Source organism: Limnohabitans sp. (genome assembly GCF_030158565.1).
In the GTDB taxonomy this organism is placed as follows: Bacteria; Pseudomonadota; Gammaproteobacteria; order Burkholderiales; family Burkholderiaceae_C; genus Limnohabitans_A.
This window is the reverse complement of record NZ_JAOASQ010000022.1, coordinates 25,175-50,422: the sequence shown is the minus strand read 5'-3', so window position 1 is coordinate 50,422 and position 25,248 is coordinate 25,175. Positions and strand designations below refer to the sequence as shown.

Sequence of the window (25,248 nt, the reverse complement as noted above, 5' to 3'; positions counted from 1 at the left end):
ATGCCTAAAGCGTTGGCAAGGGCCTTGCAAGCGAAGAGATTGCCGCACAATGTACCACCGCAGACCCTCCCTTCTTACCCGTATTTATCCCCGCCTGACCCATGCGCCACACCCCCCATCTGACCGAGCTCCAAGGCTGGCGCGCCAGCCTGTTGTGGTTTGCCGATCCAGCCCAAGCGCAGGCCCGCCACGAACAAGACGGCCTGCTGGTCACGGCCCGCGAAGCCGACGGCATCGTGCGCATCCAAGCCATCGGCCCCTACCGCGAGCTGGCCCCGCAATACCCTGACCTGCCTGTGACCCACTGGCCCGGCTTGTGCATCGCGCCGGGTTTTGTGGACCTGCACATCCACTACCCCCAGACCGATGTGATCGGCTCGCCCGCCGAGGGCCTGCTGCCCTGGCTGGAGCACTACACCTTCCCGCACGAAAAGCATTTTTCGGAGCCTGCCTACGCGCACGAAGTGACCGCATTTTTCATGGACGAGCTGATGCGCCACGGCGTGACCACGGCCCTGTGCTTTGCGACCGCGCATCCCGAGTCGGTCGATGTGTTCATGGCCGAGGCACAAAAGCGGCGCCTGCGGATGGTCACAGGCAAGGTGCTGCAAGACCGCCACAGCCCCGACGGCCTGCGCGACACCGACACGGATTTGAGCCTGCGCCAGACCGAAGACCTGATCCGCAGCTGGCACGGCGTGGACCGCCTGGGCTACGCCATCACGCCGCGCTTTGCACCCACCAGCACCGATGCCCAGCTGTACGGTGCAGGCGAGATCGCGCAGCAATTCCCAGATGTGTGGATCCAGTCGCATGTGGCGGAAAACCTCGACGAAATCCGCTGGGTGCACGAACTCTTTCCCGAAGCGCGCAGTTATCTGGACGTGTACGACCGCGCAGGCCTGCTGCGCCAGCGTTCGGTCTATGCGCATTGCATCTACCTCGATGAAGCCGACCGACGCCGCATGGCCGAAGTGGGGGCGACAGCCGCCGTGAGCCCCACCAGCAACCTGTTTCTGGGGAGCGGCTTTTTTGACTACACCGCCTCCGACGCAGCGGGCTTGCGCTATGGCCTGGCCAGTGATGTGGGCGGCGGCACCAGCTTCAGCCCCTTCCACACCATGCACGCGGCCTACACCGTGGCCCGCCAGAATGTGGGCCGCCCGGGCATCAGCCTGACCCCCGAGCACCTGTGGTGGCAACACACGGCGGGAGCGGCCGCTGCGCTAGACCTGAACGGCAAAGTGGGCAACCTGCTGCCCGGCTGTGAAGCCGACTTTGTGGTGCTCAACCCCCAAGCCACGCCCTTGCTGGCCCGGCGGACCGCACAAACCGAGACCCTGCCCGAATGGCTGTTTGCCATGATCGTGCTGGGCGATGAACGGCTGATTGCGCACACGGTGGTGCAGGGGCAGCGCGTGACCCGCCAAACCCCACCCTCAGCCTATTGATCCGGCCCTGTGAAGTTTGCAGGTGCCCAAGCTCAATCGTCAGCTTGGTCATCCCGGCCTTGTTTTTTGTCATCCCAGCCTCTTTTTCTGTCATCCCGCCCTCTTTTTCTGTCATCCCGCCCTCTTTTTCTGTCATCCCGGCCTCTTTTTTCTGTCATCCCGGCCTTGAGCCGGGATCCATTGCGCACTGCCGTTCTTGGCAAAGGGCTGTGGTACGCACTGGATCCCCGGGTCTTCGCCCGGGATGACAAACGTTTCATGGATGTTTCAACTTCATCGGGCCTGATCAATAAGGACTTGTCGCTCGCGACATTTTTGTCGTAACATACAAACATTCATTGTTTGAGGGCGTTCAGCATGGCCATTCACACCTTTTCCAGCCGAGACTTCACGCGCGACGTGTCGGCCGCCAAGCGTGCGGCGGTGGACGGTCCGGTGTTCATCACCGACCGTGGCCGCCCGGCGTTTGCGCTGCTCAACATCGATGATTACCACCGCATGACGGGTCAACAAACGCCGTCTTTGCTGGAACTGATGGAGGGCATTCCCGGCGGTGAAGGCATGGATTTCGAGCCGCCGAAGCTGCACATCCAGATCCGAGCTGCATCTTTGGACTGAGTGAGCCATGTTCGTTCTGGATACCAACGTCATTTCCGAACTGCGTCAGGGCAAGCCCCTGCCCTCGGCGGCCGTTCGGCGCTGGGCTGCAGTCCAGCCCAGTCATCGGCTCTTTTTGTCGGCCATCACCATTTTGGAACTGGAGTTGGGCATTCAAGCGCTGGAGCGCCGAACACCGCCGCAAGGCAGTGCGCTGCGCAGCTGGCTAACAGGCGTGCGTGCCGCGTTTGCTGGCCGCATCTTGCCGTTTGGAGAAAACACCGCGGCCATGTGCGCATCGCTGCACATTCCCAACCCACGCTCGGAACGCGACGCGATGATTGCGGCCACCGCGCAGGAACACAAATTCACGGTGGTGACCCGCAACGTGGTGGACTTCGAAGCCACTGGTGTGGCCTTGATCAACCCATGGCTGGATTGACTTGAACATGAGTGATAACGAAGACCCCATCATCGACCCCAACCAGGCGCAGCGCGAATCTGTGCGCCGTGGCATTGCGCAATTCCAGGAACGCCTGCAAGCTGCAGGCCACGAATTCCGGGAACCGCCACCCGAGCCCACCTCGTGCTGCGGGCGCGGCTGCAACGGTTGCGTGTGGGAAGGCTACGAAGCCGCCCTGATGTTCTGGTACGAGGACGCGGGCGCTTTGCTCAATTAAGCCAGGCCGAGTTCCGCCCCCAGTCGGTCTAGGTTCTGCTCGTTGGCGGGCTCCAGAATGTGTTTCATGGCTTGTGCAAACGCCGCATCCTTAAACACCTGCAGCCAATGCACACGCGTGCCATCGCCCTCGGGATCGAGCGTGATGGTGAGCCTGAACAAGGGGGAGCAGGTGTGCTCAATCACCACTTGGCGGTCAACTTCGATCTGGGCAAACACCGACACGTTGGCATAGCGTGTGCCGTCCGGCCCGATCATGTCGAACACCCAAGGCCCGCCCGAGCGAAACTCGAACAACTGGAATTCATTGGTAAAGCCATTGGGCCCCCACCAGCGGGCCAAGCGCACAGGGTCTTGGATGGCGGCAAAAACGGCCCGGGGTGAATGCGGAAAATATCGGCTGTTTTTAAAAGTGTCCATGGCGGGGATGCTTTGAAGACGGCCCGCAAGTAAACCACATCCGCATGGGCCGGGTGCATCAAAACAAACCCATCTGCCCAGTTGGAGAAGGCGGCCTGAAATCCTGCACATTCCAGTCACGCCGCTGGCGGTTCAGACCCAGTCGCCTGCAGGCTTTGTCAAAGCGCTGGGCAATCAGATCGGCCCAGATGCCCTGGCCGCTGCGGCGGGTGGCGAAGTTGGCGTCGTAGTCTTTGCCACCGCGCAGGTCGTGCATGCGGGCCATCACGCGGGCGGCTCGGTCGGGGTAGTGAATGTCCAGCCACTGCCTGAAGAGCGGCGACAGCTCCCACGGCAGTCGCAGCACCACATAAAACGCACTGCTGGCGCCAGCGTCGCGCGCGGCTTCGAGCACCTGCTCCATGTCATCGTTGATGAACGGAATTTGCGGCGACACGCTCACACCCACCGGAATGCCCGCATCCACCAGCGTGCGGATCGTGCGCAAACGTCGCCAAGGCGCAGCGGCACGCGGCTCCATGCGGCGGGCCAAGTCGGCGTCGAGCGTGGTCACGCTCACGTACACGCCCGCCTGCCCGCGCGCGGCCATCGGGGCGAGCAGATTGATGTCGCGCTCGATGCCGCTGCCCTTGGTGACCACCGCCATGGGGTGGTGGCAATCGTGCAGCACCTGCAAGACTTCGCGCGTCAGGCGCAGTTCGCGGTCCAGGGGCTGGTAAGCGTCGGTGATGGTGCCCAGCGCCATCATCCCCGGCTTGTAGCGCGGGCTGGCCAGCTCGTGCAGCAGCCGCTCGGCCAAGCCCCGCTTGGCAATCAGCCGGGTTTCAAAGTCCAGCCCGGGCGACAGGCCCAGATAGCTGTGCGACGGGCGGGCATAGCAATAGCTGCAACCGTGCTCGCATCCACGGTACGGGTTGATGGACAAATCGAAGCCGATGTCGGGGGAATTGTTTCGGCCGATGGCGCTTTTGGCGTCTTCCCAAGTCCAGGTGGTGGCGATGCGCGTGGCCTCTTCTGCATCGACAGCCCAACCGTCGTCAAAGGGCTCGCGCTCGTCTTTTTCAAACCGGTGCGCCAGGCGCGTGGCGCTGCCTCGGCCTTTGATCAAGTGGATGGATTGGGTGATGGATGGGTCCTGCATAACTGTTTATTTATACAGCATTTACACATGCATGCCATCCCTTTCAACCCAGATGCTTGCCCGCCTCCCTGCGCGTGAGGCCCGACAGTTGATCGGCATGCCTGGCCAAAAAGTCGCGCACGGCATCGGGCTGGGTTCGCGCATGGTCGCGCAGGGCCCAGCCAATGGCTTTGCGGATGAAAAAATCTTTTTCAGGGGCCAGGGTGAGCGCGTAGCGCAACAGCCGCTCTGGGTCGGTCTGTTCGCGCCAGCCCAGTTGGTGCAGCATGGCCACACGGCGCACCCACAGGTGGGGGTGCACCAGGCAGGCGTCCATGTGACGCTGCGCATCGGGCTGGCTGGCTTTGGCCCGCAGCAAGATGTCCCCCACCACCCCGGCCAGACCATCGACCGTGTCCCACCAGGGATCGGTCTGCACGAGTTGCAAGATGCGGGGCAAGGCGCTGACGTCGAGGCGCTTGTGGTGCTTGGCCAGCAGGTCGATGGCGGCGTATCGGAACTCACGCTCGGGGAGGCGCCACAGCGCTTCGGCCAGCGCCAGCAGTTCATCGGCGGTGCCCGTGAACTTCATCAGGCCCTTGAGGGCCTCGCGCCGCGGCCCTGCGCGGATGCCCAGAAATTCGAACTGATCGAGCATGTAGGCCTTCATGGGCTCGGCCTGTTGCGGATCGGCCAGCGCACGCAGGGCCGCTTCGATCGGAGCCAGCCAAATGGCAACGCTGGGCATGCTTCAAGCCCCAGCCAAGGCGGTCAACAGGTCCTGCACAGCCGTGGGCCGCACCACGCGGGCCACTTCCTGGCCGTCGCGCAGCAGCAGCAAAGTGGGCCAGTGTTTGACGCGGTAACTGCGGCCCAATGCACGGCCCGAGCCGTCTTCGACCTTGAGGTGCTGCCACTGCGGATGCTGTGCCAGGGCCTTGGCCACCACAGGCTGGGCAGCGCGGCAGTGGCCGCACCATTCGGTGCCAAATTCCAGCAGAGTCAGGCCAGGCAGGGCCTCCACATCGGCACGGCTGGGCGCTTCAATTTCACTGAGGTAAGGTTTCAAAGAGGTCATTTGGGGCTTGAGCTGAACAATTGGGAAACGGTAGCACGCAGCCACTGCAAACAAGGGTCTTTGTCAAAACGTTGGCTCCAGTGCATGGACACCGTGAAATCGCGCAAGGGCAAATCGGGCTCGATGACGTCCAGCGCACCCGCTACCGCGAAGCCTTGCGCAAAATTGCGCGGCATCAGCACGGCCAGATCGCTGCTGTGCACGATGCCCGGCAGCGACAGGAAATGGCTCACTGTCAGGCGCAGGCGGTGCTGCCAATGCATCAGCTCCAGAATGCGCAAGGTATCGGCATGCGTGCGCACCGCCGCAAACTCCAGCTCGGCCAACAGCGCATGCACCTCGTCCGCTTGCGGGCTTCCGGCTCTCTTGAGTTTGGCCCAGCGCTTGGCCACTGGGTGGCCTTTGCGCAAGAGCAAAACATAGCGGTCGCTCAGCAAGGGCTGCTGCACGGTCTCGGTCACTTCGGGCAAAAAACCGATCGCCAAATCCAGCTGGCCGTTGTCCAGTGCGGCGCCGATTTTGTCGTGCGCCAGTGGCCAGGCTTCGAGCCGCATGCCCGGCGCCAAGCGTTGCAGGGTCAACACCAGGTCGGGCAGAAACCGCGCCTCGCCAATGTCGCTCAAATGCACGCGAACCACCCGCTCCGAGCGCAAGGGGTCGAACACCTGAGACACATTGAGCGCCTCTTCGATGGTGCCCAAGGCCAGCTGCACCGCCTGCGCCAGCCGGTCGGCACGCGGCGTGGGCCGCACGCCCGCACCACTGCGCTCGAACAAGGCATCACCCAACACACTGCGCAAGCGGGCCAGGCCTTGGCTGGCGGCCGGTTGCGACATGCCCAGCTGCTGCGCGGCCAGGCTCACGCTGCGCGTGCGCCACACCGCATCAAACAGCCGCAGCAAATTCAGGTCCAGGTCTTTGATATTCATTCAAGGCATACCATTTATTCAGATTATTTTACGCACTTATACGTAAGATGAACCAAAGCGCTGTGCACACCACAGCCAACAACGCAAGGAGCGTGCTTTGGAAGTTTCATTTCACGAAGAAATCAAGGCCCTGCGCATGGGCGCGGGCGAGGTCTTTCACGGCGAGGGCATTCTGGCCATCACCAAGGGGCTGCTGCAGTCGGGTGTGAGCTATGTGGGCGGCTACCAGGGCGCGCCGGTTTCACACCTGCTGGATGTGATGGTGCAGGCCAAGCCCTATATGGACGAGTTGGGTGTGCATGTGGAAGCGTGTTCCAACGAAGCGTCTGCCGCCGCCATGCTGGGCGCGTCCATCCATTACCCGATTCGCGGCGCGGTGACCTGGAAGTCGATTGTGGGCACCAACGTGGCGGCGGACGCGCTGTCCAATTTGTCGTCGCCCGGCGTGACCGGCGGCGTGCTGATCGTGGTGGGCGAAGACTACGGCGAAGGTGCGAGCGTGATCCAGGAACGCACACACGCCTACGCGCTCAAGTCGGGCATGTGCCTGCTGGACCCGCGCCCCGAGCTGGGCCAGATGGTGCGCATGGTCGAGCAAGGCTTTCAGCTCTCGGAAGCGTCCAACATGCCGGTGATGATGGAGCTGCGCATCCGCGCCTGCCATGTGCGCGGCAGCTTTGAGACCCGCGACAACCAGCCCCCGAAAATCTCCAAGCGCCACCTGATGGACAACCCCGCAGGCTTTGACTACATGCGCCTGGCGCACCCACCGGTGACCTTTGTGCATGAAAAGCGCAAGACCGAGGAACGCTTGCCCGCAGCACGGCGCTTCATCACCGAGCAACGGCTCAACGAACACTTTGAAGGCAGCACCCACAAAGACCTGGGCCTGATCGTGCAAGGGGGCCTGTACAACACGCTGATCCGCGCCTTGCAGCAGTTCGAGCTGGCCGATGCCTTTGGCGAGTGCACGCTGTCCATCCTCGTGCTCAATGTGACCTACCCCCTGGTGCCCGAAGAACTCACCCGCTTTTGCGCGGGCAAATCGGCCGTGCTGCTGCTCGAAGAAGGCCAGCCCGAGTACATCGAGCAAGAGCTGGCCCTGACCTTGCGCCGCCAGGACCTGCACACGCCTTTGCATGGCAAAGACATGCTGCCCCAAGGCGGCGAATACACCGCCGAAGTGATGGCGCAAGGCTTGCTCAAGTTTTTGCAAAAGCACCGCCCAGCGTTGATCCCCGAGCGCACGCCGCAGTGGCTGCAAACCAATGCGGCACGCCGCCAGCAAGTGCAAGCGGCCTTGGGCACAGGCTTGCCCCCGCGCCCACCGGGCATGTGCATTGGCTGCCCCGAGCGGCCTGTGTTCTCGGCCCTCAAGCTGGCCCAACAAGATGTCGGCCCGGTGCACATTTCAGGCGACATCGGCTGCCACGCCTTGGCCACTTTCGAACCGTTTTCGGTGGGCCACTCCATCCTGGGGTACGGCATGAGCCTGGCCAGCCGGGCGGGCGTGTCGCCGCTCATGAAGCGGCGCGTGTTGTCGGTCATGGGCGACGGCGGTTTTTGGCACAACGGCTTGCTCACCGGCGTGCAAAGCGCGCTGTTCAACGGCGACGACGCGGTGCTGCTGATCTTCAAGAACGGCTACACCTCGGCCACCGGCACGCAGGACATCATCAACACGCCCTCCGAAAACACCAAGGACGCGGCCACCGACAAGCGGCAAAGCCTGGTGCACACCAACCAGACCATCGAGTCCACCCTCAAAGGCTTGGGCGTGCAGTGGCTGCGCACCGTGCACACCTACGAGGTGAGCCACATGCAGGCCACGCTGACCGAGGCCTTCACCACCGAATTTCAGGGCCTGAAAGTGATCGTGGCCGAAGGTGAATGCCAGCTGGAGCGCCAGCGCCGCATCAAGCCCTGGCTGGCCTCGCTGCTGTCCCAGGGCGAGCGTGTGGAGCGCGTGAAATACGGCGTGGACGAAGACGTGTGCAACGGCGACCACGCCTGCATCCGCCTGTCGGGCTGCCCAACGCTCACGCTCAAAGACAACCCCGACCCGCTCAAGGTTGACCCGGTGGCCACGGTGATCGACGGCTGTGTGGGCTGCGGCCTGTGCGGCGAAAACGCCCACGCCGCCACGCTGTGCCCCTCGTTCTATCGCGCCGAAGTGGTGCAAAACCCCAAGCTGCACGAGCGCCTGTGGGCCCACTGGCAAAGCCTGGCCACCCGCTGGCTGCAACCCGCTTGATGATCCAGCCGGATGATGTTGACATGTCCAAGCAGCCCATTTTTTTCATCCTGGGCGTAGACCCTGGTGTGTCATCCCGGACGAAGACCCATTGTTGGTCATCCCGGGCGAAGACCTTGGTTTGTCATCCCGGGCGAAGACCCGGGACCCGGTCTGCATTGCTGCCCTTTGCGATCGTCGCTGGCAAGCAGTGGATCCCGGATCAAGTCCGGGATGACAGATTCGAAGAAAGTCCGGGATGACAGATTCAAAACAAGCCAGGGATGACAGATTCAAAGCAAGTCCGTCGTAACAGATCGACTCATCAGCCCACATTTGCCAACTTCGCAGCCCTAACCCATCAAGCATTTCACAGAGACTCCACATGACCCAACCCATTTCCATCTTGTTGTGCGCCCTGGGCGGCGAAGGCGGCGGCGTGCTGGCCGACTGGCTGGTCGACGTGGCACGCCACGCAGGCTACCCGGCACAAGCCACCTCGATTCCCGGCGTGGCGCAGCGCACCGGGGCCACCACCTATTACCTGGAGATTTACCCCCTGCCCCACAGCCAGTTGCAAGGCCGCTTGCCGGTGCTGGGCCTGAACCCGCTGCCCGGCAGACTCGATGCGCTGGTGTCTTCGGAGTTGCTGGAAACCGCGCGCCAGATCGGCAACGGCCTGGCTTCAAACGACCGTACGCTGGTCATCAGCGCCTCATCGCGGGCCCTGACCACCGCCGAAAAAATGACCATGGGCGATGGCCGCCGACCTGAAGGCCCGCTGCTCGATGTGATCGCCTCGCACAGCCTGCGCCACCATGTGATGGACATGGCGCGCCTGTGCCAGGAAAGCGGCACCCTGGTCAGCGCAGTGATGTTGGGGGCCATTGCAGGCAGCGGCTTGCTGCCTTTTACACGCGAACATTACGAAGGGGTGTTGGCAGGCCCAAGCAAGGCGGCGCAAGCCAGCCTGCGTGGCTTTGCGTCAGCTTTTGACTTGGTGAAGCGCCAGCGCGAGCAAGCTCAGTATGTCGAGCAGGTCATGAAGCCCACCGCCCCTGCGCTTTCGCCTGCAGCCTCCGCATCTGAATCTTCATCGGCCGTTTTGCCGGGCGATGTCGCCGCCAAATTTCCCGCCGTGCTGCACCCCCTGATGGGCTTGGCGCATCAGCGCTTGGTGGAATACCAAGGCCCCGCTTATGCCCGCTTGTATGTGCAGCGGCTCGAACGCTTGCTGGATGCCGAATCCGCGTCAGCCGACGCCACATGCCCCGTCACGGCCGAGGCCACCCGTTGGCTGGCTTTGTGGATGGCGTTTGACGACATCATCCGTGTGGCCGACCTGAAAAGCCGCGCCAGCCGCTGGGACCGCGTGACGCAAGAGGTCAAAGCCAAAGAAGGCGATGTGCTCAAGGTCTACGACCACTTCAAACCCGGCGTGCCCGAACTGGCGGCCCTGTTGCCGCAAGGCCTGGCCAATCGGCTGCTGCGCTGGGACCGCGCCCGCGTGGCCAAGGGCCAAGCGCCGTGGTCCATGCCACTCAAGGTGGCACGCCACGCGCTGTGGGGCATGGCCAGCTTGCGCCTGCTGGCCAGCTTGCGCGTGCTGCGCCCCCTGGGCAGCCGCTATCAGACCGAGCAAGCGCTGATCGAAGAGTGGCTGGGCGGCATCGAGGCGGCCACACGCCTGTCGCCCGCGCTGGGTCTGGAGTTGGCGCGTTGTGGGCAACTCATCAAGGGTTACGGCAGCACCAACGAGCGCGGCAAAGACAACCTGCTGCACATCCTGCGCCATGTGTGCGGCCCGGCATCGGCCGTGCCTGTGGCCGAGCAAGCGCTAGCTGTCGCACGCATCCGCCAGGCGGCCTTGCAAGATGAAGCGGGCCAGGCGCTGGACCAGGCCTTGCTGCAACACGGCGCTCCGGCGCGTCCGGTCAAGGAGCAACCGGTGCTGTGGATGAAAAATCCGCGACTGCTGAAACCCTGAACCTGTTGCATCATGTTCACAGCCACACTCTCAAAAACCACCAGGAGACAAGCATGAGAAAAATCGCTTCATTCAATCGCCGCACATGGGCCATCGCTCTGGCCGCGCTCATGACAGGCCCCGCCCTGTGCCTGAGCGCCGCCGCCCAAAGCTGGCCCACCAAGCCCGTCAAGATCGTGGTCAACTTTCCTCCGGGTGGCGCGGCTGACCAAATTGCCCGCGCCATTGGCGTGCCCTTGGGCGAAGCGCTGGGACAGCCCGTGGTGGTGGAAAACCGGGGCGGTGCCAACGGCAACCTGGGCGGCGAGATGGTCGCCAAATCGCCCGCCGACGGCTACACCCTGCTCATGAGTTCGGGGGGCATGGTGTCGGTCAACCCGCACATCTACGCCCGCATGCCCTTTGACCCCGCCAAAGACCTGGTGCCCGTGGCCTCGGCCGCCCGCGTGTTGGTGTTTCTGGTGGCCAAACCCAACTTTCCGGCCAACAACATCCAGGAATTTCTGGCCCATGTGAAGGCCAATCCGGGCCGTCTGTCGTATGGCTCGGCAGGCAATGGCAGCTCGCCCCACTTGGCTGGCGAAATGATGAAAAGCCAAGCGGGTCTGTTTGCCGTCCATGTGCCCTACCGTGGCGCGGCACCGGCCTTGCAAGACGTATTGGCGGGTCAATTGGATTTTTACTTTGACCCCGGCATTGGCCTGGGCCAGGTGCGTGCAGGCAAGCTCAAACTGTTGGCCGTGGGCAGCATGAAGCGCTCGCCCCTGTTCCCCAACGTGCCCACCCTCGACGAAGCAGGCCTGAAGGGCTTTGATGCCGATTCGGTGTTTGGCTTTTACGCACCTGCGGGCACGCCCGCCGATGTGGTCAACCGCATCAACCGCGAAATCAACAAAATTTTGGGCACACAAGCCCTGAAAGACCGCATCCAGAATTTGGGCGGCGAGGCCCTGCCTTTGACGCCTGCTGAATTCGGTGCCCGCGCAGCCGATGACTCCAAACGCTTTGGCGCCATCATCCGCGAACGCAAGATCAGCGGCGACTGACGTTCAGACCCCGGCCAGCTCGCGCAGGGCTTGGGGGTTGGGCAAGCCCAGCACCCGGCCTGCGCCACTGATGAGTTGGCGATCACGCAAGTGCCGCAGCACGCGCGAAAAAGTCTCAGGGGCAATGCCCAACTGCGCAGCAATGGTCCGTTTGCGTTCACGCAAGGTGACGGCCAGTCCACCCACCACCGCATCCGGCTCGGCGTGGCGCAACAGCCATTCGGCGCAACGAGCATCGGCATCTTTGGCCAGCCGGCTCACGGCCAACTCGGTTTGCTGACGCTGAGATCTGGCCATGTCCATCAACAAGGTTTGCGAGGGCACGGGCATGCTGAGCACCTGAGCCATGAATTCGGATGCGGCCACATACTGCAGTTGCACAGGGGTCAGGGCCACGGCATCGACCGCATGGGGCAAGCCCAGCAAACCCGAAGAGGCCTCCAGCCAGCAAGGGCCTTGCACCTCACCCAACTGGTGCGCCATCTCGCCTTGCTGCAAGAACCCCAAAACAACGCGTCCCTCCATCAGATGCAAAACCTGAGCCGACGCATCGCCACGGTGCAGCAAGACCGTGCCGGCCGCCAATGCAGCGGTGGATTCAAGCGAAGGGGAAACAGCAGTGGCAACCATGATGGGATTGACTTTGCCAGAGTCGCACCTCCTCGGCATTGACGCACATCAAATCAGTCGCTCAACGAACCAAAACCCGCCCACCAGCATGGCGCACACCCAGCACATTTGCCGAATACGCTGTTGATGAGGCGCACTCAATCTGGCCAAGAGCACCCAGCCCAAGGCCCCCAAAACCATTGCTGCAATGCATTGCGCCAACTCGACACCCAGGTTAAAGCCCAGCAAACCCCACAGCCGGTGCGCTGTGTCCAGGCCGATGGCCTGCAAGCTTGAAGCCAAGCCCAACCCATGCACCAGCGCGCAAGAGAACACACAAGCCAAACGAAAGCGCATGGGCATCACTTGCTTGCGCTGGCGCTGCCAAGCCTCCCAAGCGGCCATGCCCACAATCGTGAAGGCAATCGCAGGCTCCACCCACGCCATGCCCAAAGTCACCTGCCCCAGCAAGCCCCAAGCCAGTGTCACAGCATGACCCAAGGTGAATGCGGTCAAGATGCCGAGGATTTGTCGCCACGAGCCACCGCCGAGCAGCACCACAGCCAAAAACAGCAGATGGTCCCAGCCCGTCAGGATGTGCATCACGCCCAACACCACGTAGTCGGCCACCACACGCCAGCCTGAGGGGAACAAGGCTTGTTCGGGCCGCTCGGGCGTGAGCACCAGCAACTGCTTGTGAGGCCCTTGGGTCACGGTGATGCTCAATTGCTGCTCAGCTTGACTGGGCCCGAAAAGCCCGGCATGAAACGCCAAGCCCTTGGCCATTGCAGCACCCTCAGCGGACACGGGATGGGCCAACTTGAAACGCGCCAAAACCACCAGCTGCGTGACCGGGTCGGCTGGCTTGTCATCGGGCGGCGTAGGCACCAAGGTGATGCCATCGATCGGCCGTGGGCCTTGGGCGTCACGCAAGCGCAATTGCGCTTTGAGCTGGTCCTGAATTTGCGGGCCATGCAGGCCCAACTCTGGTGCAGACCAAGCGCCGTCACCATCGTCGTCGATACCCGAGAAAGCCGACACCGGCAGCGAGACCACCAGGTAGGCGCCATCGCCGTGCAAGTTGAGCGTGCCCTTTTGGGCCACCATCAGATGGGCTTGTGCGCTGGCACAAGCCATCAGCAAGAGCCAACTCAAGCCTCGCAAACAACGGAAAAAAAGATGCATGAACAAGCGTTAGATGACGCAGCGGACCGCCTGGTGGCGATCACGGCATGCATCACGGCATTAATTGGCCCAAGACGCCGCAGAACCCTTCACGCAACGCTGAATGAAAGGATAGGTCTTGGTGATGTAGTAATGGTAAATGCCGTTGGGGAACTCGGGCGTCACGCCTGTGCGCCCATTGCATTCGTCCAGATCGCCCAAGCCCGAGACGTACTCCCAGTCCTGCTGGAAATGGCCCATGGCAAACGAAGTGGTGGAGGGGCGACCTGAATCCGGCGTGGTCTTGACGCGGTAGCTGCCCTTCATCTCCTTGAGCGCCGAGCTGGCACTGGTGGCCGTCGTGTAGCCATAGTTGGCGTAAATCGGGAACCCGTCGGCGGCCCAACCGACCAGGGTCATGCTGCTGGCACTGGCACTGTTGAGCGCAGGGATCAGGTTGGTCGGCATGCCGTGGTAATGGTACTGTCCACCGGGCTGAACGTGTGCGTTGTTCACGTCGGTGCCGAAATCAAACTTCCAGTTTGACTCGATGCTGGGATCAGCCTTGGCTTCCATGCGCCAGGTGCCAGTGCCACCGGCGTAGTTGCAGCCTGAAGCATCCGATGTGGCGCTATTGGTGCATGTGCCTGCAGTGCCCGGATCCATCTTCACACTGTTGAGCGCATAACCGGGCAACTTGACCGATGTGCTGGTGGTGCTGGCGATGGGGCTGGTCGACATGCTCACGGAGATGGTCTGCGCGGACAGCTTGGTGGCGAAGTTGCCACCGGTGACCTCATGGTTGGGTACGCCATTGCCCGACACGGTGCGAGTGCTGCCGCTGCATGTCCAGCTGTAATTGAAAGGCAGCGTTTCGTTGACGGGGCTGCTCGTCCCGCTGTTGGGCGCATTGTTGTAGACCAGATTCTGGTTGCCGCTGCCGCTGAAATTGCACAGCTTGTCCGCTGTCGTGTAAGTTGTGCCGGTGATCGTGCTGCTGGTGCTGTCCGTACTTCCGCCACCGCAAGCCGATAAGGCCAGTGCCACACCCAAACTCAGCACGCTGGGGGCTGATGTTTTTGTCCATTGACGCCACATGTTTCTGTCTCCTGTTGGGCGCCGAACACCCGACGCAACAGGGGAGGATCATATTTTAGGAAGTGACAAAAATTATTTTTTGATATGTAAAGTATTCATTTACATGTCCACCGCTAGGCACGATCAGGCCACCCAAATGGCCCGGAAATCGTTCACATTGGTGTGCGTAGGGCCGGTGATGACCAGATCGCCCAGCGCTTCAAAGTAGCCATAGGCATCGTTGCGCTGCAAATGCGCATCCAGCTTGTGGCCCACCGCCAGGGCGCGTTCCAGCGTGTCGGGCGTCACACGGGCACCGGCGTTGTCTTCGATGCCGTCAATGCCATCGGTGTCCGCAGCCAAAGCCCACACACCCGTCTGGCCTTGCAAGCCTTGCGCCAGGCCCATGCAGAACTCACCCGCACGGCCACCGCGCCCGCGTGGGCTGCCAGCGGGCTGGGGCTTGATGGTCACGGTGGTCTCGCCACCGCTCAAGATCACGCAGGGCTTTTGAAAGGGGCCCTGGCCTTTGGCGGCGGCGCGGGCCAAGGCGGCATGCACCTTGCCCACTTCGCGCGATTCGCCTTCGATCTCGTCGCTCAGGATGTAGGCGTTCACGCCCATGGCACGGGCCGCGTCTGCCGCAGCCTCCAGCGACTGCTGCGGCGTGGCCGTCATGTGGACGCTGTGGCCTGCAAACACCGGTGAGCCAGGCTTGGGCGTTTCCAGCGTACCCGCCTGCAAAGCCTGCAACACATGGGCTGGCACATCGATCGCATAGCGCTGCAAGATGGCCAGCGCATCGGCGCATGTAGTGGCATCGGCCACGGTGGGGCCGCTGGCGATGATGGAGGGGTCATCGCCCGGCACATCGCTGATGGTGAGCGTGACCACCCGCGCAGGCGCACAAGCGGCCGCCAGGCGCCCACCCTTGATGTGCGAGAGGTGTTTGCGCACGCAGTTCATTTCAGAAATATTGGCCCCGCTGGCCAACAACTGGCGGTTGATGGCTTGCTTGTCTTGCAGGCTCAAGCCCTCGGCAGGCAAGGTCAGCAGCGCCGAGCCGCCGCCCGAAATCAGGCACAGGACCAGGTCGTCGGCCGTGAGGCCTTGGGTCAATTCAAGAATGCGCTCGGCGGCCTTCAGCCCTGCTGCATCGGGCACCGGGTGCGAAGCCTCGACCACCTCGATGCGCTCGGGCAAGCCCGCAGGGCGCGGCGGCGTGTGGCCATAACGCGTGACCACCAGACCCGACAGCGGCGCGTCTTGCGGCCACAAAGCCTCGACCGCCTGCGCCATCGCGCCGCCCGCCTTGCCTGCGCCCAACACCAAGGTGCGGCCTTTCGGTGGCGGGGGCAAGTGTGCGGCGGTGTTGTGCAGGGGCAAGGCGCGCAGCACGGCCACGTCGTACAGGTGCCTCAGAAAAGCCAAAGGCGATTGAATCGGGTCGGGCAATGCGCCTGCCAAGGGGGTGCTCAGGGGTGTCGTTGCAGTCATGCCGAGATGGTAACGTCCCCCGGCGCGATCTCGTGGCCCGCCATGATTTCCAGGCTTCGGCACAGCGCCGAATGGTCCTGCCCCGCCAGGCCATGGGCCGCGCACACCTGCATCAGCTGCGCAGCGCTGGCGGTGTGCGGCAAGGACAAGCCCATCTCGCGCGCACCTTGCAAGGCCAGGCCCAAATCCTTTTGGTGCAACTCGATGCGAAACCCCGGGTTGAAGCTGCGCTTGACCATGCGCTCGCCGTGCACTTCCAGAATGCGGCTGGCAGCAAAGCCGCCCATCAGCGCTTGGCGCACCTTGGCGGGATCGGCCCCGGCCTTGCTGGCAAACAGCAGGGCCTCGGCCACCGCCTCGATGTTCAGTGCCACGATGATCTGGTTGGCCACCTTGGTGGTCTGCCCGTCGCCGATGCCCCCCACATGGGTGATGTTCTTGCCCAGGGTTTCAAACAGGGGTTTGGCGCGCTCAAAGCTGTCCGGCAAGCCACCCACCATGATGGTCAAGCTGGCGGCCTTGGCCCCCACTTCACCGCCCGAGACGGGCGCATCCAGGAATTCCGCCCCCAAGGCTTGAATGCGCTCGGCCATGGCTTTGGTGGCCATGGGGCTGATGGAGCTCATGTCGATCACCAGTTTGGGCTGGCCCGTGCTGGCCTTCGCCGTTGCTTTGAGACCCGCAGACACGCCCCGCTCGCCAAACAAGACTTCTTGCACGTTGGGCGTATCGGGCAGCATGGTGAAGATCACATCGGCCCGTTTGGCCACTTCTTCGGCGCTGGTGCACAGCGTGGCACCACCCTCCACCAGATCGAGTGGGACTTTGCTGCGCGTTTGCACGAACATCACGTGCCCGGCCTTGAGCAGGTTCAAGGCCATCGGCGCACCCATGATGCCCAGGCCAATGAAGCCAATTTTCATACCGCTTTTGCTCATATTGATTCCTTGATGGTTGGCATGTTTTGGAAATTCAAACGGCGCACGCCTGGGCACCGGCATGTTGCGCGCGCAACCAGCCCAAGCCGGCCTCGGTCCCACCGGGCTGCGTGTTGCGGGGCTTGTATTCACAACCCACCCAGCCGCTGTAGCCGATCGCATCGAGCCACTGGAACAGGTGCTGGTAATGGATCTCTCCAGTCCCCGGCTCGTGCCGTCCGGGGTTGTCGGCAATTTGCACATGCGCGATGCGGGGCAAATGCTTTTGCAAGGTGGCCGACAACTCGCCTTCCATGCGTTGTGCGTGGTACACGTCGTATTGCAAATAGAGGTTGTCCGAGCCCACCTCGTCCATCAGCTGCAAAGCCTGCTGCGTGCGGCTGACAAAAAATCCCGGAATGTCGAAGGTGTTGATCGGCTCGATCAGCAAGCGCACGCCTTTGCGCCCCAGCGTCGCCGCTGCATGCCGCAAGTTACTCACCAGCGTGGCACGGGCCTGCTGCGGGTCTGCATCAGAAGGCAAGATACCCGCCAGGCAATTGATCTGCGGCGTGCCCAGCACCCGTGCATAGTCCACCGCTTGGTTCAGGCCTTCGCAAAATTCCACGACACGGTCCGGGTGGCAAGCGATGCCGCGCTCGCCTGCGGCCCAGTTGCCCGCCGGCAGGTTGTGCAGCACCAGTTGCAAGCCGCTGTCCTTCAAGGCTTTGGCCACTTCTTCGGCGGGGTGATCGTAGGGAAACAAGAACTCGACCGCCTCGAAGCCGGCGCGGGCGGCCAAGTCAAAGCGATCCAGAAATGGCCGCTCGGTGAACAACATCGACAAATTGGCAGAAAAACGAGGCACAGCAAAACTCCTGAAATCGAATGGATCGTGAACCCTGACCCGTGGACAGGGTGCGCGAAGTGATGAAATGAAAAACGTCGCGTGGTTTATTCGAGCAAGCCCGCCAGCTCGAGGCCTTTGAGGCCTTCGGGATGTCGGCAATCCACGGCCTCGAACTCGTTGATGCGGTCGATCTCGGTGCCCATGGCCACGTTGGTCACTTTTTCCAGAATCACCTCCACCACCACCGGCACGCGATGCTGCCGCGCCATGGCTTGGGCTTGCACCAGGGCATCGCCGATTTTTTCGGGATCGGTCACACGCAATGCTTTGCAACCCAGGCCCTGCACCACCGCGTGGTGGTCCACCCCAAAACCCTTGAGCGCCGGGTCGTCCACGTTCTGGTTGTCAAACGCCAGTTGCACGCAGTAATCCATGTCGAACTGGCGCTGCGCCTGACGGATCAAACCCAGATAACTGTTGTTCACCAGCACATGCACATAGGGCAGGCCAAACTGTGCGCCTACGGCCAGCTCTTCGATCAGGAACTGAAAATCGTAGTCACCCGACAAGCCCACCACGGTGCGGGTGGGGTCGGAGGCCACCACACCCAGAGCAGCTGGAATCGTCCAGCCCAAAGGACCGGCTTGGCCACAGTTGATCCATTGGCGCGGGCCAAACACATTCAAGAATTGAGCCCCCGCAATCTGCGACAAACCGATGGTGCTGACGTAGACCGCATCGCGCCCAAAGGCCTTGTTCATTTCTTCGTACACGCGCATCGGCTTGATCGGCGTTTCGGTGTAATGGGTCTTGCGCAGCATCAGGCGCTTGCGCTCGGCGCAGCGCTCGGCCCAGTCCGAATAGTCGCGCAGTGTGCCGGCCGCACGCCGCTCGCGTGCCACCTGCACGAACAGCTTCAGCGCGGCTTTGGCGTCCGACACGATGCCGTAATCGGGCATGAAGACGCGGCCAATTTGGGTGGGCTCGATGTCCACATGCACAAAGCGGCGGCCCTGGGTGTAAACGTCCACCGAACCGGTGTGGCGGTTCGCCCAGCGGTTGCCAATGCCCAACACAAAATCGCTGGCGAGCATGGTGGCATTGCCATAGCGGTGGCTGGTTTGCAAACCGCACATGCCGGCCATCAAAGGGTGGTCATCGGGGATGCTGCCCCAGCCCATCAGCGTGGGGATGACCGGCACGCCCGTGATCTCGGCCAGCTCGACCAGCAAGTCGCTGGCATCGGCGTTGATGATGCCGCCACCGGCCACGATCAAGGGCTTGTCGGCGGTCATCAGCATGTCCAGCGCCTTGTGGATCTGCGCCAGGCTGGCCGCAGGTTTGTAGACCGGCAGCGGTTCGTAGGTGTCGATGTCGAATTCGATCTCGGCCAGCTGCACATCGATGGGCAAATCAATCAAAACCGGGCCAGGGCGGCCTGAGCGCATCAGGTGAAAGGCCTGCTGAAACGTCCAGGGCACCTGGGCAGGTTCACGCACCGTGACCGCCCACTTGGTCACGGGTTTGGCAATGCTCTCGATGTCCACCGCCTGGAAATCTTCCTTGTACAAACGCGCCCGAGGCGCTTGACCCGTGATGCACAAAATCGGAATGCTGTCGGCCATGGCCGAATACAGCCCCGTGATCATGTCGGTGCCCGCAGGCCCCGAGGTGCCGATGCACACGCCAATCTGGCCCGCACGGGCACGGGTGTAGCCCTCGGCCATGTGCGAGGCCCCCTCCACGTGGCGCGCCAGCACATGGGCGATTTGACCGCGCTTGCGCAACGCGGCATACATCGGGTTGATGGCGGCACCGGGCACACCAAAGGCTTGGGAGATGCCTTCTTTCTCCATCACGCAAAGTGCGGCTTCCACAGCGGTCATGCGGGTCATCGGATTTCCTTTTGCAAAGTTGAATGAAACTGGACCCGATGCTATTGATCGACAAATGGTTTGTGAATTGCATTCCAAGTACTTTCATTCGATACTCTGCGTACCGAATCAACCGGAGACTGCGATGGACCGCTTCAAGGAAATCGACGCTTTTGTGCAAGTGATGGCGCACGGCAGCTTGGCTGCGGCCGCCTTGGCCGAAGGCGTGACGCCCGTCATGATGGGCCGACGCCTGGACGCGCTGGAACAACGCCTGGGCACGCAGTTGGTGATCCGCAGCACGCGCCGCCTGACATTGACCGACCAGGGTGCCAGCTATCTGGACGAATGCCGCCAGTTGCTGGCCCGCTGGGACGAGGCCGAGCGGGCCGTGTCCTCACAACACCAGCGCGCCAGCGGCCACCTGATCGTGTCAGCCCCGGCGGCGTTTGGGCGTTTGCATGTGGCGCCGCACGCCAGCGCCTTTATCAAAGCCAACCCACAGGTGCAAATCTCCTTCAACCTGACCGACCGGGTGGTGGATCTGGTGCGCGAGGGCTACGACCTGGGACTGCGCATAGGCGGACAAATCGACCCGAACTTTGTGGCCATCCACCTGGCCACCAACCAGCGCGTGGTGTGCGGCACACCGGCTTATTTCAAAAAACGCGGCAAACCCAAAACGCTGGACGACCTGCGTGAACACAACTGCCTGGCCTTCAATTTGCAAGGCGGCCAGCAACGCGGCTGGTACTTTCAAAAAGACGGCAAAACCGTGACCGTGAAGGTGGAAGGCAACCTGGACTGCAACGACGGCGAGCTGCTGCACCGCTGGGTCAGCGAAGGCTTGGGCCTGGGCTGGCGCTCTACTTGGGAGATTCAAAAGCAATTACAAAGCGGCGAACTGGTCACCGTGCTCGATGAATACGCCCTGCCCGCCTATGACATTCTGGCGGTCTACCCGCAACAGCGGCACCTGCCCGCCAAGGTGCGGTTTTTCATCGAGCACCTGAAGAAGACCTATGCCAGGCCTGGCTATTGGCTCACGAGATAAAACCCATTCGTGTGACACAACTCAGGCACAAGCAGCGGCGTGGCCGCAATCAATTGCGAAGGCCACTCATCTCGGCAATGTCCGCCGCGCTGGCCAGCAACGTTACTCAGTCGGCCGTGATCTTCGCGTCCTGAATCACACGCCCCCAATAAGTCAACTCCTTGCGGGTGTATTCACCCAGTTGGGCAGGCCCCATGTGCTCCACCAATGTGCCCGCTTCCTCGGCTTTTTTCTTCACTTCCGGATAAGCCAGAATCTTGGCGATTTCGGTGTTGAGCTGCTGCACCACCTCGTTGGGCGTACCGGCTGGCGCATACAAGGCAAACCAGGAGTCGAGCGTGAAGTCCTTGAGAACGGACTCACGTGTGGTCGGCACCTGGGGCAAAGAACTCAGGCGAGCGCTGCTGGTGACGGCCAGGCCCTTGAGCTTGTCGGCCTTGATGTGGCTCACCACCGAAGCCGGTGTGGTGAAAAACAAATCCACCTGCCCGCCCAACAAGTCCTGCACAGCGGGGCCTGCGCCTTTGTAGGGCACATGGGTTAGGGATGTACCGGTCATTTGCTTGAAGAGTTCACCCGCGATGTGCTGGATCGAACCATTGCCGGAAGATGCGTAGTTGAGTTTGTCCGGATTGGCCTTGGCATAGGCCACCAGTTCGCGCAGATTGTTCACTGGCAAATTGGCCCGTGCAGCCACCACCTGGGGCGCACGTGTGAGCATGGCCACGGGCGTGAAGTCCTTGATCGGATCCCAGCCTGCTCTCTTGAACAAATGCGGGTTGCCCACCTGGTAGCCGCTGTAGGCCAGCAGCAGTGTGTAGCCATCGGGCTTGGCCTTGGCCACATGCTGGTTACCGATGTTGCCCGAAGCCCCGGCCTTGTTGTCCACCACCACCGGTTGGCCCAGTGCGCGTGACAAGGGCTCGGCGATCAGGCGCGCCGTGAAGTCGGTGGTGCCACCAGGAGCGCTGGGCACCACGATGGTGATGGTTCGCTCCGGGAACTTGCCTTGTGCCTGCGCGACCGGAGCACCCACAACGGCCATCACAGTCACGGTAGTGCTCAAAATCCATTGACGTCTTTGCATGAGTGTCTCCTTGTTTGATTTGAAAATCAGATCAGCACCGAAAGTTCAATCAAATTGAAATCCGGGTCCCGCACATAAACCGAGCGGATCTTGGCGGTCGCGCCCGTGCGCACCACCGGACCTTCCAAGATGGGCCAATTGCAAGCCTGCAACTTGGCGACCACCTCTTCCAACGGGATCTGAACGATGAAACACAAGTCCAACGCGCCTGGCACAGGCAAGTGGGCCTTGGGATCGAACTCACTGCCCTGCACATGCAGGTTGATCTTTTGGTTGCCGAACTTGAAGGCGCGGCGCTCCACCGGCGGCGTGCCCCCGATGAAGCTTTCGAGCTGCATGCCCAGCACGCGGGTGTAGAAGTCCACGCACTCGGCTTCGCGGGCGGTGGTCAGAACCAGGTGGTCAAGGTGATCGATCATGAAAACGCCTTTTTCAATTCGGCCACCGACGGTGGCGCAGGGTGTAAATCGGTGATGCGGCCACTCTTGGCCACCTGACCAGGCACGGCATGGCCCACGATGTCGGGCAAGTCGCGCGCAATGGGCAACAAACGCCCCAGGTCCATGCCCGTGTCGTACCCCATGGCGTCCAACATGTGGATCGCGTCTTCGCTGCTGATGTTGCCGCTGGCGCCCGGCGCGTAAGGACAGCCGCCCAAGCCCCCCAGCGAACCATCGAAGCGGTCGATGCCAGATTGCGCAGCGGCCAGCACATTGGCCAGGCCCATGCCCCGCGTGTTGTGGAAGTGCAGCGTCAGCTGCAGTGCCGGAAAACGCGAACGCAGCACATCGCACATCTGCGCCACCTGCTGGGGGTGGGCCATGCCCGTGGTGTCGCAAATCGTCAAACCGCGCACTCCCAAGTCGGCAAAGCGCTGGGCCCATTGCATCACTTCCGCCTGGGGCACATCGCCCTCCATCGGGCAACCAAAACAGGCCGACAAGGACACGTTGATGGGCACCTGTGCGCCATAGCGTTCGATCACCTCGCGCAAGGCCGAAAAGCTGTGCTCACGCGGCATGCGCAGGTTGGCCAGGTTGTGCGTCTCGGACGTGGACATGACCAGGTTGAACTCGTCTGGGCGTGATTCCATCGCCCGCTCGGCCCCCCGCAAGTTGGGCACCAGCACGGTGTACTCCACACCCGGCACGCGCTCGATCCGGCCCATCACCTCTTCGGCATCGCGCAGCATCGGGATGGCCTTGGCCGAGGTGAACGAGGTCACCTCAATCTTGGCGTAGCCGCATTGGCTCAGCGCATTGATCAAGGCCACCTTGTGGTCCGTGGGGACAAATTCGGGCTCCATCTGAAAGCCGTCACGGGTCACCACTTCATTGAAAAGAATTTTTGGCTTCATGCCGTGCTCTCCACAATGCCACGCGTTTTCAGCGACTGGATCTGTTCGGCGTTCAAACCCATTTCCGCCAAAATTTGATCTGTGTCCTGCCCCAGCTGTGGGGCATTGCGCCGATGCTGACCCGGTGTTGCCGACAACTTCGGAACGATGCCAGGCACCGTCAGGGCGCTGCCGTCGTCCATCGCAAGCGTTTGCAACATCCCACGCGCCCGGTAGTGCGGGTCGGCGGCGATGTCGGCCACGGTGTAAATGCGCCCCGCAGGCACGGCGGCTTTGTCCAGCGCCTCCAACACCTCAGCCACCGGGTGCTTCGCAGTCCAGGCACCGATGGCAGCGTCGAGTTCGTCCACGCGTGCGACACGGCCTGTGTTGTCGGCCAACCCTGGATCGTTGGCCAAGTCCGGGCGTTCGATCAAAGCCATCAGGCGTTTGAAAATGCTGTCGCCGTTGCCCGCCACCAAGGCATAGGCCCCGTCCTGACAGAGGTAGGCATTGGTGGGTGCGATGCCCGGCAAGGCGCTGCCTGCAGGCTCACGCACTGCACCGAACGCGCTGTACTCGGGCAACAAACTCTCCATGCAGTTGAACACCGCCTCGTACAAAGCCACATCAATCACCTGACCTTGGCCCGTCGCGTGCCGGTGCTGCAAGGCCAGCAAAATGCCAATGACCCCATGCAAAGCTGACAAGGTATCCCCAATGCTCACGCCCACACGCACAGGCACCCGACCCGGTTCTGCCGTCAGGTGACGCAAGCCACCCATGGCCTCGCCAATCACACCAAAGCCCGGACGGTTGCGGTAAGGGCCGGTCTGACCATAGCCACTGATGCGCAGCACGATCAAGCGCGGGTTGCTGGCCATCAAGACTTCTGGCGACAGGCCCCAGCCTTCCAGCGCGCCAGGGCGGAAGTTTTCGATCAGCACATCGGCCTCAGAGGCCAGTTTGCGAACCAGGTCCTGGCCCTCGGGCGTGCGCAAATCCAGCGCCAGCGAGCGCTTGTTGCGCGACTGCACCTGCCACCACACGGATGTCCCGTCCTTGAGCATGCGCCATTTGCGCAGCGGGTCACCGCTGTTTGGCGGTTCGATCTTGATGACTTCGGCACCAAAGTCGGCCAGGGTCTTGGCAGCAAATGGCCCCGCAATCAATTGGCCCAACTCCAGCACCTTCAGGCCCGAAAGTGCAGACAGATCAGGGGTGGGGGATGAAGCGCTTTGAGAGTTCATGCCCCGCAGTGTCTTGCGGATGCTGGGCTGCGTCTATTTGTCAGTCCATCAGGCTGCCTTCGCATTTTGCTAAGACGAATGCAGGAAATCCCTGAAATCTGTGACCCCCGCATCGGCCTCCTTGCGGATGCCCACCTTCAGTTGACGTCGCGCCCAGTCGTCCTTGAGCGGACGCCAGCTCAGCTGCATGGCCCGCACAATGGGCATGGCCGCCACTTTGGGCAACAGTGCAATGCCCAGACCCGAGGCCACCATGTGCCCCACAGCATCAAAGCTGCGCACCTGCATGCGCAGCTTCAAGGTGCGGCCTGCGGCCATGGCCGCGCTTTGTTGTTGCTGCAACAAGGCCGCGCCAGGGTTGAGGCTGACCCAAGACTCGTCCAGCGCATCGGCAAAAGCCAGAGCCGACTTGCCCACCAAAGCGTGGCGCTTGGGCAAGATGAGCACCAACTCATCCCGCCGAAAATCTTTCGCATCCAAACCATCGGTGTCAGGCCCCTGCACAAACACACCCACATCGGCACGCCCCTCTCGCAGAGCCTGCACCACGTGTTCAGAGACCTGCTCTTCCAGATCGATCTGCACTTCCGGATGCAATTGGGTGTATTCGGCCATCAGGGGTGGCAGAAACTGGTTGATGGCGGCCGTGCCCGCAAACAAGCGAAGGTGCCTGGCGATGCCTTGGTGCAAATCGCCCAACTCACTCACCAAGCCATCCATCTCCTGCAAAAGGGCCAAGCCCCTGCGCATGAAAATCCGGCCTGCAGGCGTGATGCTCAGCCCCCGCGAATGCCGCTCAAACAACAGGCAGCCCGTGGCCGATTCCAGCTCTTTCAAACGCCGACTGGCAGCGGGCAACACCAAGTTGCACTGGCGAGCCGCCGTGGTCAGGCTGCCGGTCTGGGCACACAGCACCGCCAACCGGATCGACACAAAATCAAATTTCGCCAGGTTGTATCCAGGCATGGACATCCGCACATCTCCAAGAGGTTT

Annotated in this window: 25 protein-coding genes; 8 read left to right on the top strand and 17 right to left on the bottom strand. The window is 62.2% G+C overall.

The annotated features are described in order from the left end of the window. Positions 1-101 precede the first annotated feature (101 nt). From guaD to Q1W40_RS03635, 4 genes are all read left to right on the top strand, one after another. Positions 102-1,451 carry a guanine deaminase gene (gene guaD, locus Q1W40_RS03650; protein ID WP_300708982.1) on the top strand — a complete coding sequence of 450 codons (1,350 nt, stop codon included), beginning with the start codon at positions 102-104 and terminating at the stop codon, positions 1,449-1,451. A gap of 357 nt (positions 1,452-1,808) precedes the next feature. Beyond that, positions 1,809-2,069, top strand: a complete 261-nt coding sequence (locus Q1W40_RS03645) for a type II toxin-antitoxin system prevent-host-death family antitoxin (protein WP_300708980.1) — start codon at positions 1,809-1,811, stop codon at positions 2,067-2,069. Positions 2,070-2,076: 7 nt separating this feature from the next. Next, on the top strand, positions 2,077-2,490 hold the full coding sequence (locus tag Q1W40_RS03640; protein ID WP_300708964.1) for a type II toxin-antitoxin system VapC family toxin: 414 nt from the start codon (positions 2,077-2,079) through the stop codon (positions 2,488-2,490). A 7-nt stretch (positions 2,491-2,497) separates the two neighbouring features. Beyond that, on the top strand, positions 2,498-2,728 hold the full coding sequence (locus tag Q1W40_RS03635) for an oxidoreductase-like domain-containing protein (protein ID WP_300708962.1): 231 nt from the start codon (positions 2,498-2,500) through the stop codon (positions 2,726-2,728). Here Q1W40_RS03635 and Q1W40_RS03630 read toward each other — a convergent pair. The 5 genes from Q1W40_RS03630 to Q1W40_RS03610 are packed head-to-tail and all read right to left on the bottom strand — an operon-like array spanning position 2,725 to position 6,274. Then, positions 2,725-3,147 (bottom strand): SRPBCC domain-containing protein, encoded by a 423-nt coding sequence (locus Q1W40_RS03630; protein WP_300708960.1) that lies wholly within the window; start codon positions 3,145-3,147, stop codon positions 2,725-2,727. The genes Q1W40_RS03635 and Q1W40_RS03630 overlap by 4 nt on opposite strands. 58 nt (positions 3,148-3,205) lie before the next feature. After that, positions 3,206-4,288, bottom strand: coding sequence for a PA0069 family radical SAM protein (locus tag Q1W40_RS03625; protein ID WP_300708958.1), 1,083 nt, complete (start codon positions 4,286-4,288; stop codon positions 3,206-3,208). Positions 4,289-4,331: 43 nt separating this feature from the next. Continuing rightward, complete coding sequence (locus tag Q1W40_RS03620) at positions 4,332-5,015, bottom strand: DNA alkylation repair protein (RefSeq protein ID WP_300708956.1); 684 nt, start codon at positions 5,013-5,015, stop codon at positions 4,332-4,334. A 3-nt stretch (positions 5,016-5,018) separates the two neighbouring features. Further along, entirely contained in the window at positions 5,019-5,345 is a 327-nt protein-coding gene (locus Q1W40_RS03615) for a thioredoxin family protein (RefSeq protein WP_300708955.1), read from the bottom strand. Continuing rightward, positions 5,342-6,274 carry a LysR family transcriptional regulator gene (locus tag Q1W40_RS03610; RefSeq protein ID WP_300708953.1) on the bottom strand — a complete coding sequence of 311 codons (933 nt, stop codon included), beginning with the start codon at positions 6,272-6,274 and terminating at the stop codon, positions 5,342-5,344. The genes Q1W40_RS03615 and Q1W40_RS03610 overlap by 4 nt, the downstream gene beginning before the upstream one ends. Positions 6,275-6,371: 97 nt before the next feature. Here Q1W40_RS03610 and Q1W40_RS03605 point away from each other — a divergent pair, with 97 nt between their 5' ends. The 3 genes from Q1W40_RS03605 to Q1W40_RS03595 all read left to right on the top strand — a co-directional run bounded on the left by Q1W40_RS03605 (position 6,372) and on the right by Q1W40_RS03595 (position 11,540). After that, the gene (locus tag Q1W40_RS03605; protein WP_300708951.1) at positions 6,372-8,528 is read left to right on the top strand and encodes an indolepyruvate ferredoxin oxidoreductase subunit alpha; all 2,157 of its coding nucleotides are present in this window, start codon (positions 6,372-6,374) and stop codon (positions 8,526-8,528) included. A gap of 364 nt (positions 8,529-8,892) precedes the next feature. Beyond that, positions 8,893-10,494 carry an indolepyruvate oxidoreductase subunit beta family protein gene (locus Q1W40_RS03600; protein WP_300708949.1) on the top strand — a complete coding sequence of 534 codons (1,602 nt, stop codon included), beginning with the start codon at positions 8,893-8,895 and terminating at the stop codon, positions 10,492-10,494. Between the two features lie 110 nt (positions 10,495-10,604). Next, positions 10,605-11,540 (top strand): tripartite tricarboxylate transporter substrate binding protein, encoded by a 936-nt coding sequence (locus Q1W40_RS03595; RefSeq protein WP_300709020.1) that lies wholly within the window; start codon positions 10,605-10,607, stop codon positions 11,538-11,540. Between the two features lie 3 nt (positions 11,541-11,543). Here the strand turns inward: Q1W40_RS03595 and Q1W40_RS03590 are convergent, their stop codons facing one another. From Q1W40_RS03590 to gcl, 7 genes are all read right to left on the bottom strand, one after another. After that, positions 11,544-12,170, bottom strand: a complete 627-nt coding sequence (locus tag Q1W40_RS03590; RefSeq protein ID WP_300708947.1) for a Crp/Fnr family transcriptional regulator — start codon at positions 12,168-12,170, stop codon at positions 11,544-11,546. A gap of 48 nt (positions 12,171-12,218) precedes the next feature. After that, positions 12,219-13,334 carry a HupE/UreJ family protein gene (locus Q1W40_RS03585; protein WP_300708945.1) on the bottom strand — a complete coding sequence of 372 codons (1,116 nt, stop codon included), beginning with the start codon at positions 13,332-13,334 and terminating at the stop codon, positions 12,219-12,221. Between the two features lie 60 nt (positions 13,335-13,394). Further along, a complete protein-coding gene (locus tag Q1W40_RS03580; protein ID WP_300708943.1) occupies positions 13,395-14,411 on the bottom strand; it encodes a YHYH protein in 1,017 nt (338 codons plus the stop codon). 123 nt (positions 14,412-14,534) lie between these two features. Further along, positions 14,535-15,887 (bottom strand): glycerate kinase, encoded by a 1,353-nt coding sequence (locus Q1W40_RS03575; protein ID WP_300708941.1) that lies wholly within the window; start codon positions 15,885-15,887, stop codon positions 14,535-14,537. Beyond that, on the bottom strand, positions 15,884-16,825 hold the full coding sequence (locus Q1W40_RS03570) for a 2-hydroxy-3-oxopropionate reductase (RefSeq protein WP_300708939.1): 942 nt from the start codon (positions 16,823-16,825) through the stop codon (positions 15,884-15,886). Before Q1W40_RS03570 ends, Q1W40_RS03575 begins: the two co-directional genes overlap by 4 nt. Before the next feature lie 34 nt (positions 16,826-16,859). Next, positions 16,860-17,672: a hydroxypyruvate isomerase gene (hyi, locus tag Q1W40_RS03565; protein WP_300708937.1), complete on the bottom strand. Its 813-nt coding sequence runs from the start codon at positions 17,670-17,672 to the stop codon at positions 16,860-16,862. Positions 17,673-17,758: 86 nt separating this feature from the next. Beyond that, positions 17,759-19,549, bottom strand: coding sequence for a glyoxylate carboligase (gene gcl / locus Q1W40_RS03560; RefSeq protein ID WP_300708935.1), 1,791 nt, complete (start codon positions 19,547-19,549; stop codon positions 17,759-17,761). A gap of 124 nt (positions 19,550-19,673) precedes the next feature. On the opposite strand from gcl, the gene Q1W40_RS03555 reads away from it, so the two are divergent. After that, a complete protein-coding gene (locus tag Q1W40_RS03555) occupies positions 19,674-20,582 on the top strand; it encodes a LysR family transcriptional regulator (protein WP_300708932.1) in 909 nt (302 codons plus the stop codon). A 106-nt stretch (positions 20,583-20,688) separates the two neighbouring features. On the opposite strand, the gene Q1W40_RS03550 is transcribed toward Q1W40_RS03555, so the two are convergent. The 5 genes from Q1W40_RS03550 to Q1W40_RS03530 form a co-directional block, all read right to left on the bottom strand. Continuing rightward, positions 20,689-21,669, bottom strand: a complete 981-nt coding sequence (locus tag Q1W40_RS03550) for a tripartite tricarboxylate transporter substrate binding protein (protein ID WP_300708930.1) — start codon at positions 21,667-21,669, stop codon at positions 20,689-20,691. A gap of 26 nt (positions 21,670-21,695) precedes the next feature. Then, a complete protein-coding gene (locus Q1W40_RS03545) occupies positions 21,696-22,088 on the bottom strand; it encodes a VOC family protein (protein WP_300708928.1) in 393 nt (130 codons plus the stop codon). Further along, positions 22,085-23,026 carry a hydroxymethylglutaryl-CoA lyase gene (locus tag Q1W40_RS03540; RefSeq protein ID WP_300708926.1) on the bottom strand — a complete coding sequence of 314 codons (942 nt, stop codon included), beginning with the start codon at positions 23,024-23,026 and terminating at the stop codon, positions 22,085-22,087. The genes Q1W40_RS03545 and Q1W40_RS03540 overlap by 4 nt, the downstream gene beginning before the upstream one ends. Beyond that, positions 23,023-24,255 carry a CaiB/BaiF CoA-transferase family protein gene (locus Q1W40_RS03535; protein WP_300708924.1) on the bottom strand — a complete coding sequence of 411 codons (1,233 nt, stop codon included), beginning with the start codon at positions 24,253-24,255 and terminating at the stop codon, positions 23,023-23,025. The genes Q1W40_RS03540 and Q1W40_RS03535 overlap by 4 nt, the downstream gene beginning before the upstream one ends. A gap of 69 nt (positions 24,256-24,324) precedes the next feature. After that, positions 24,325-25,227, bottom strand: a complete 903-nt coding sequence (locus Q1W40_RS03530; RefSeq protein WP_300708922.1) for a LysR substrate-binding domain-containing protein — start codon at positions 25,225-25,227, stop codon at positions 24,325-24,327. Between the last annotated feature and the right edge of the window lie 21 nt (positions 25,228-25,248).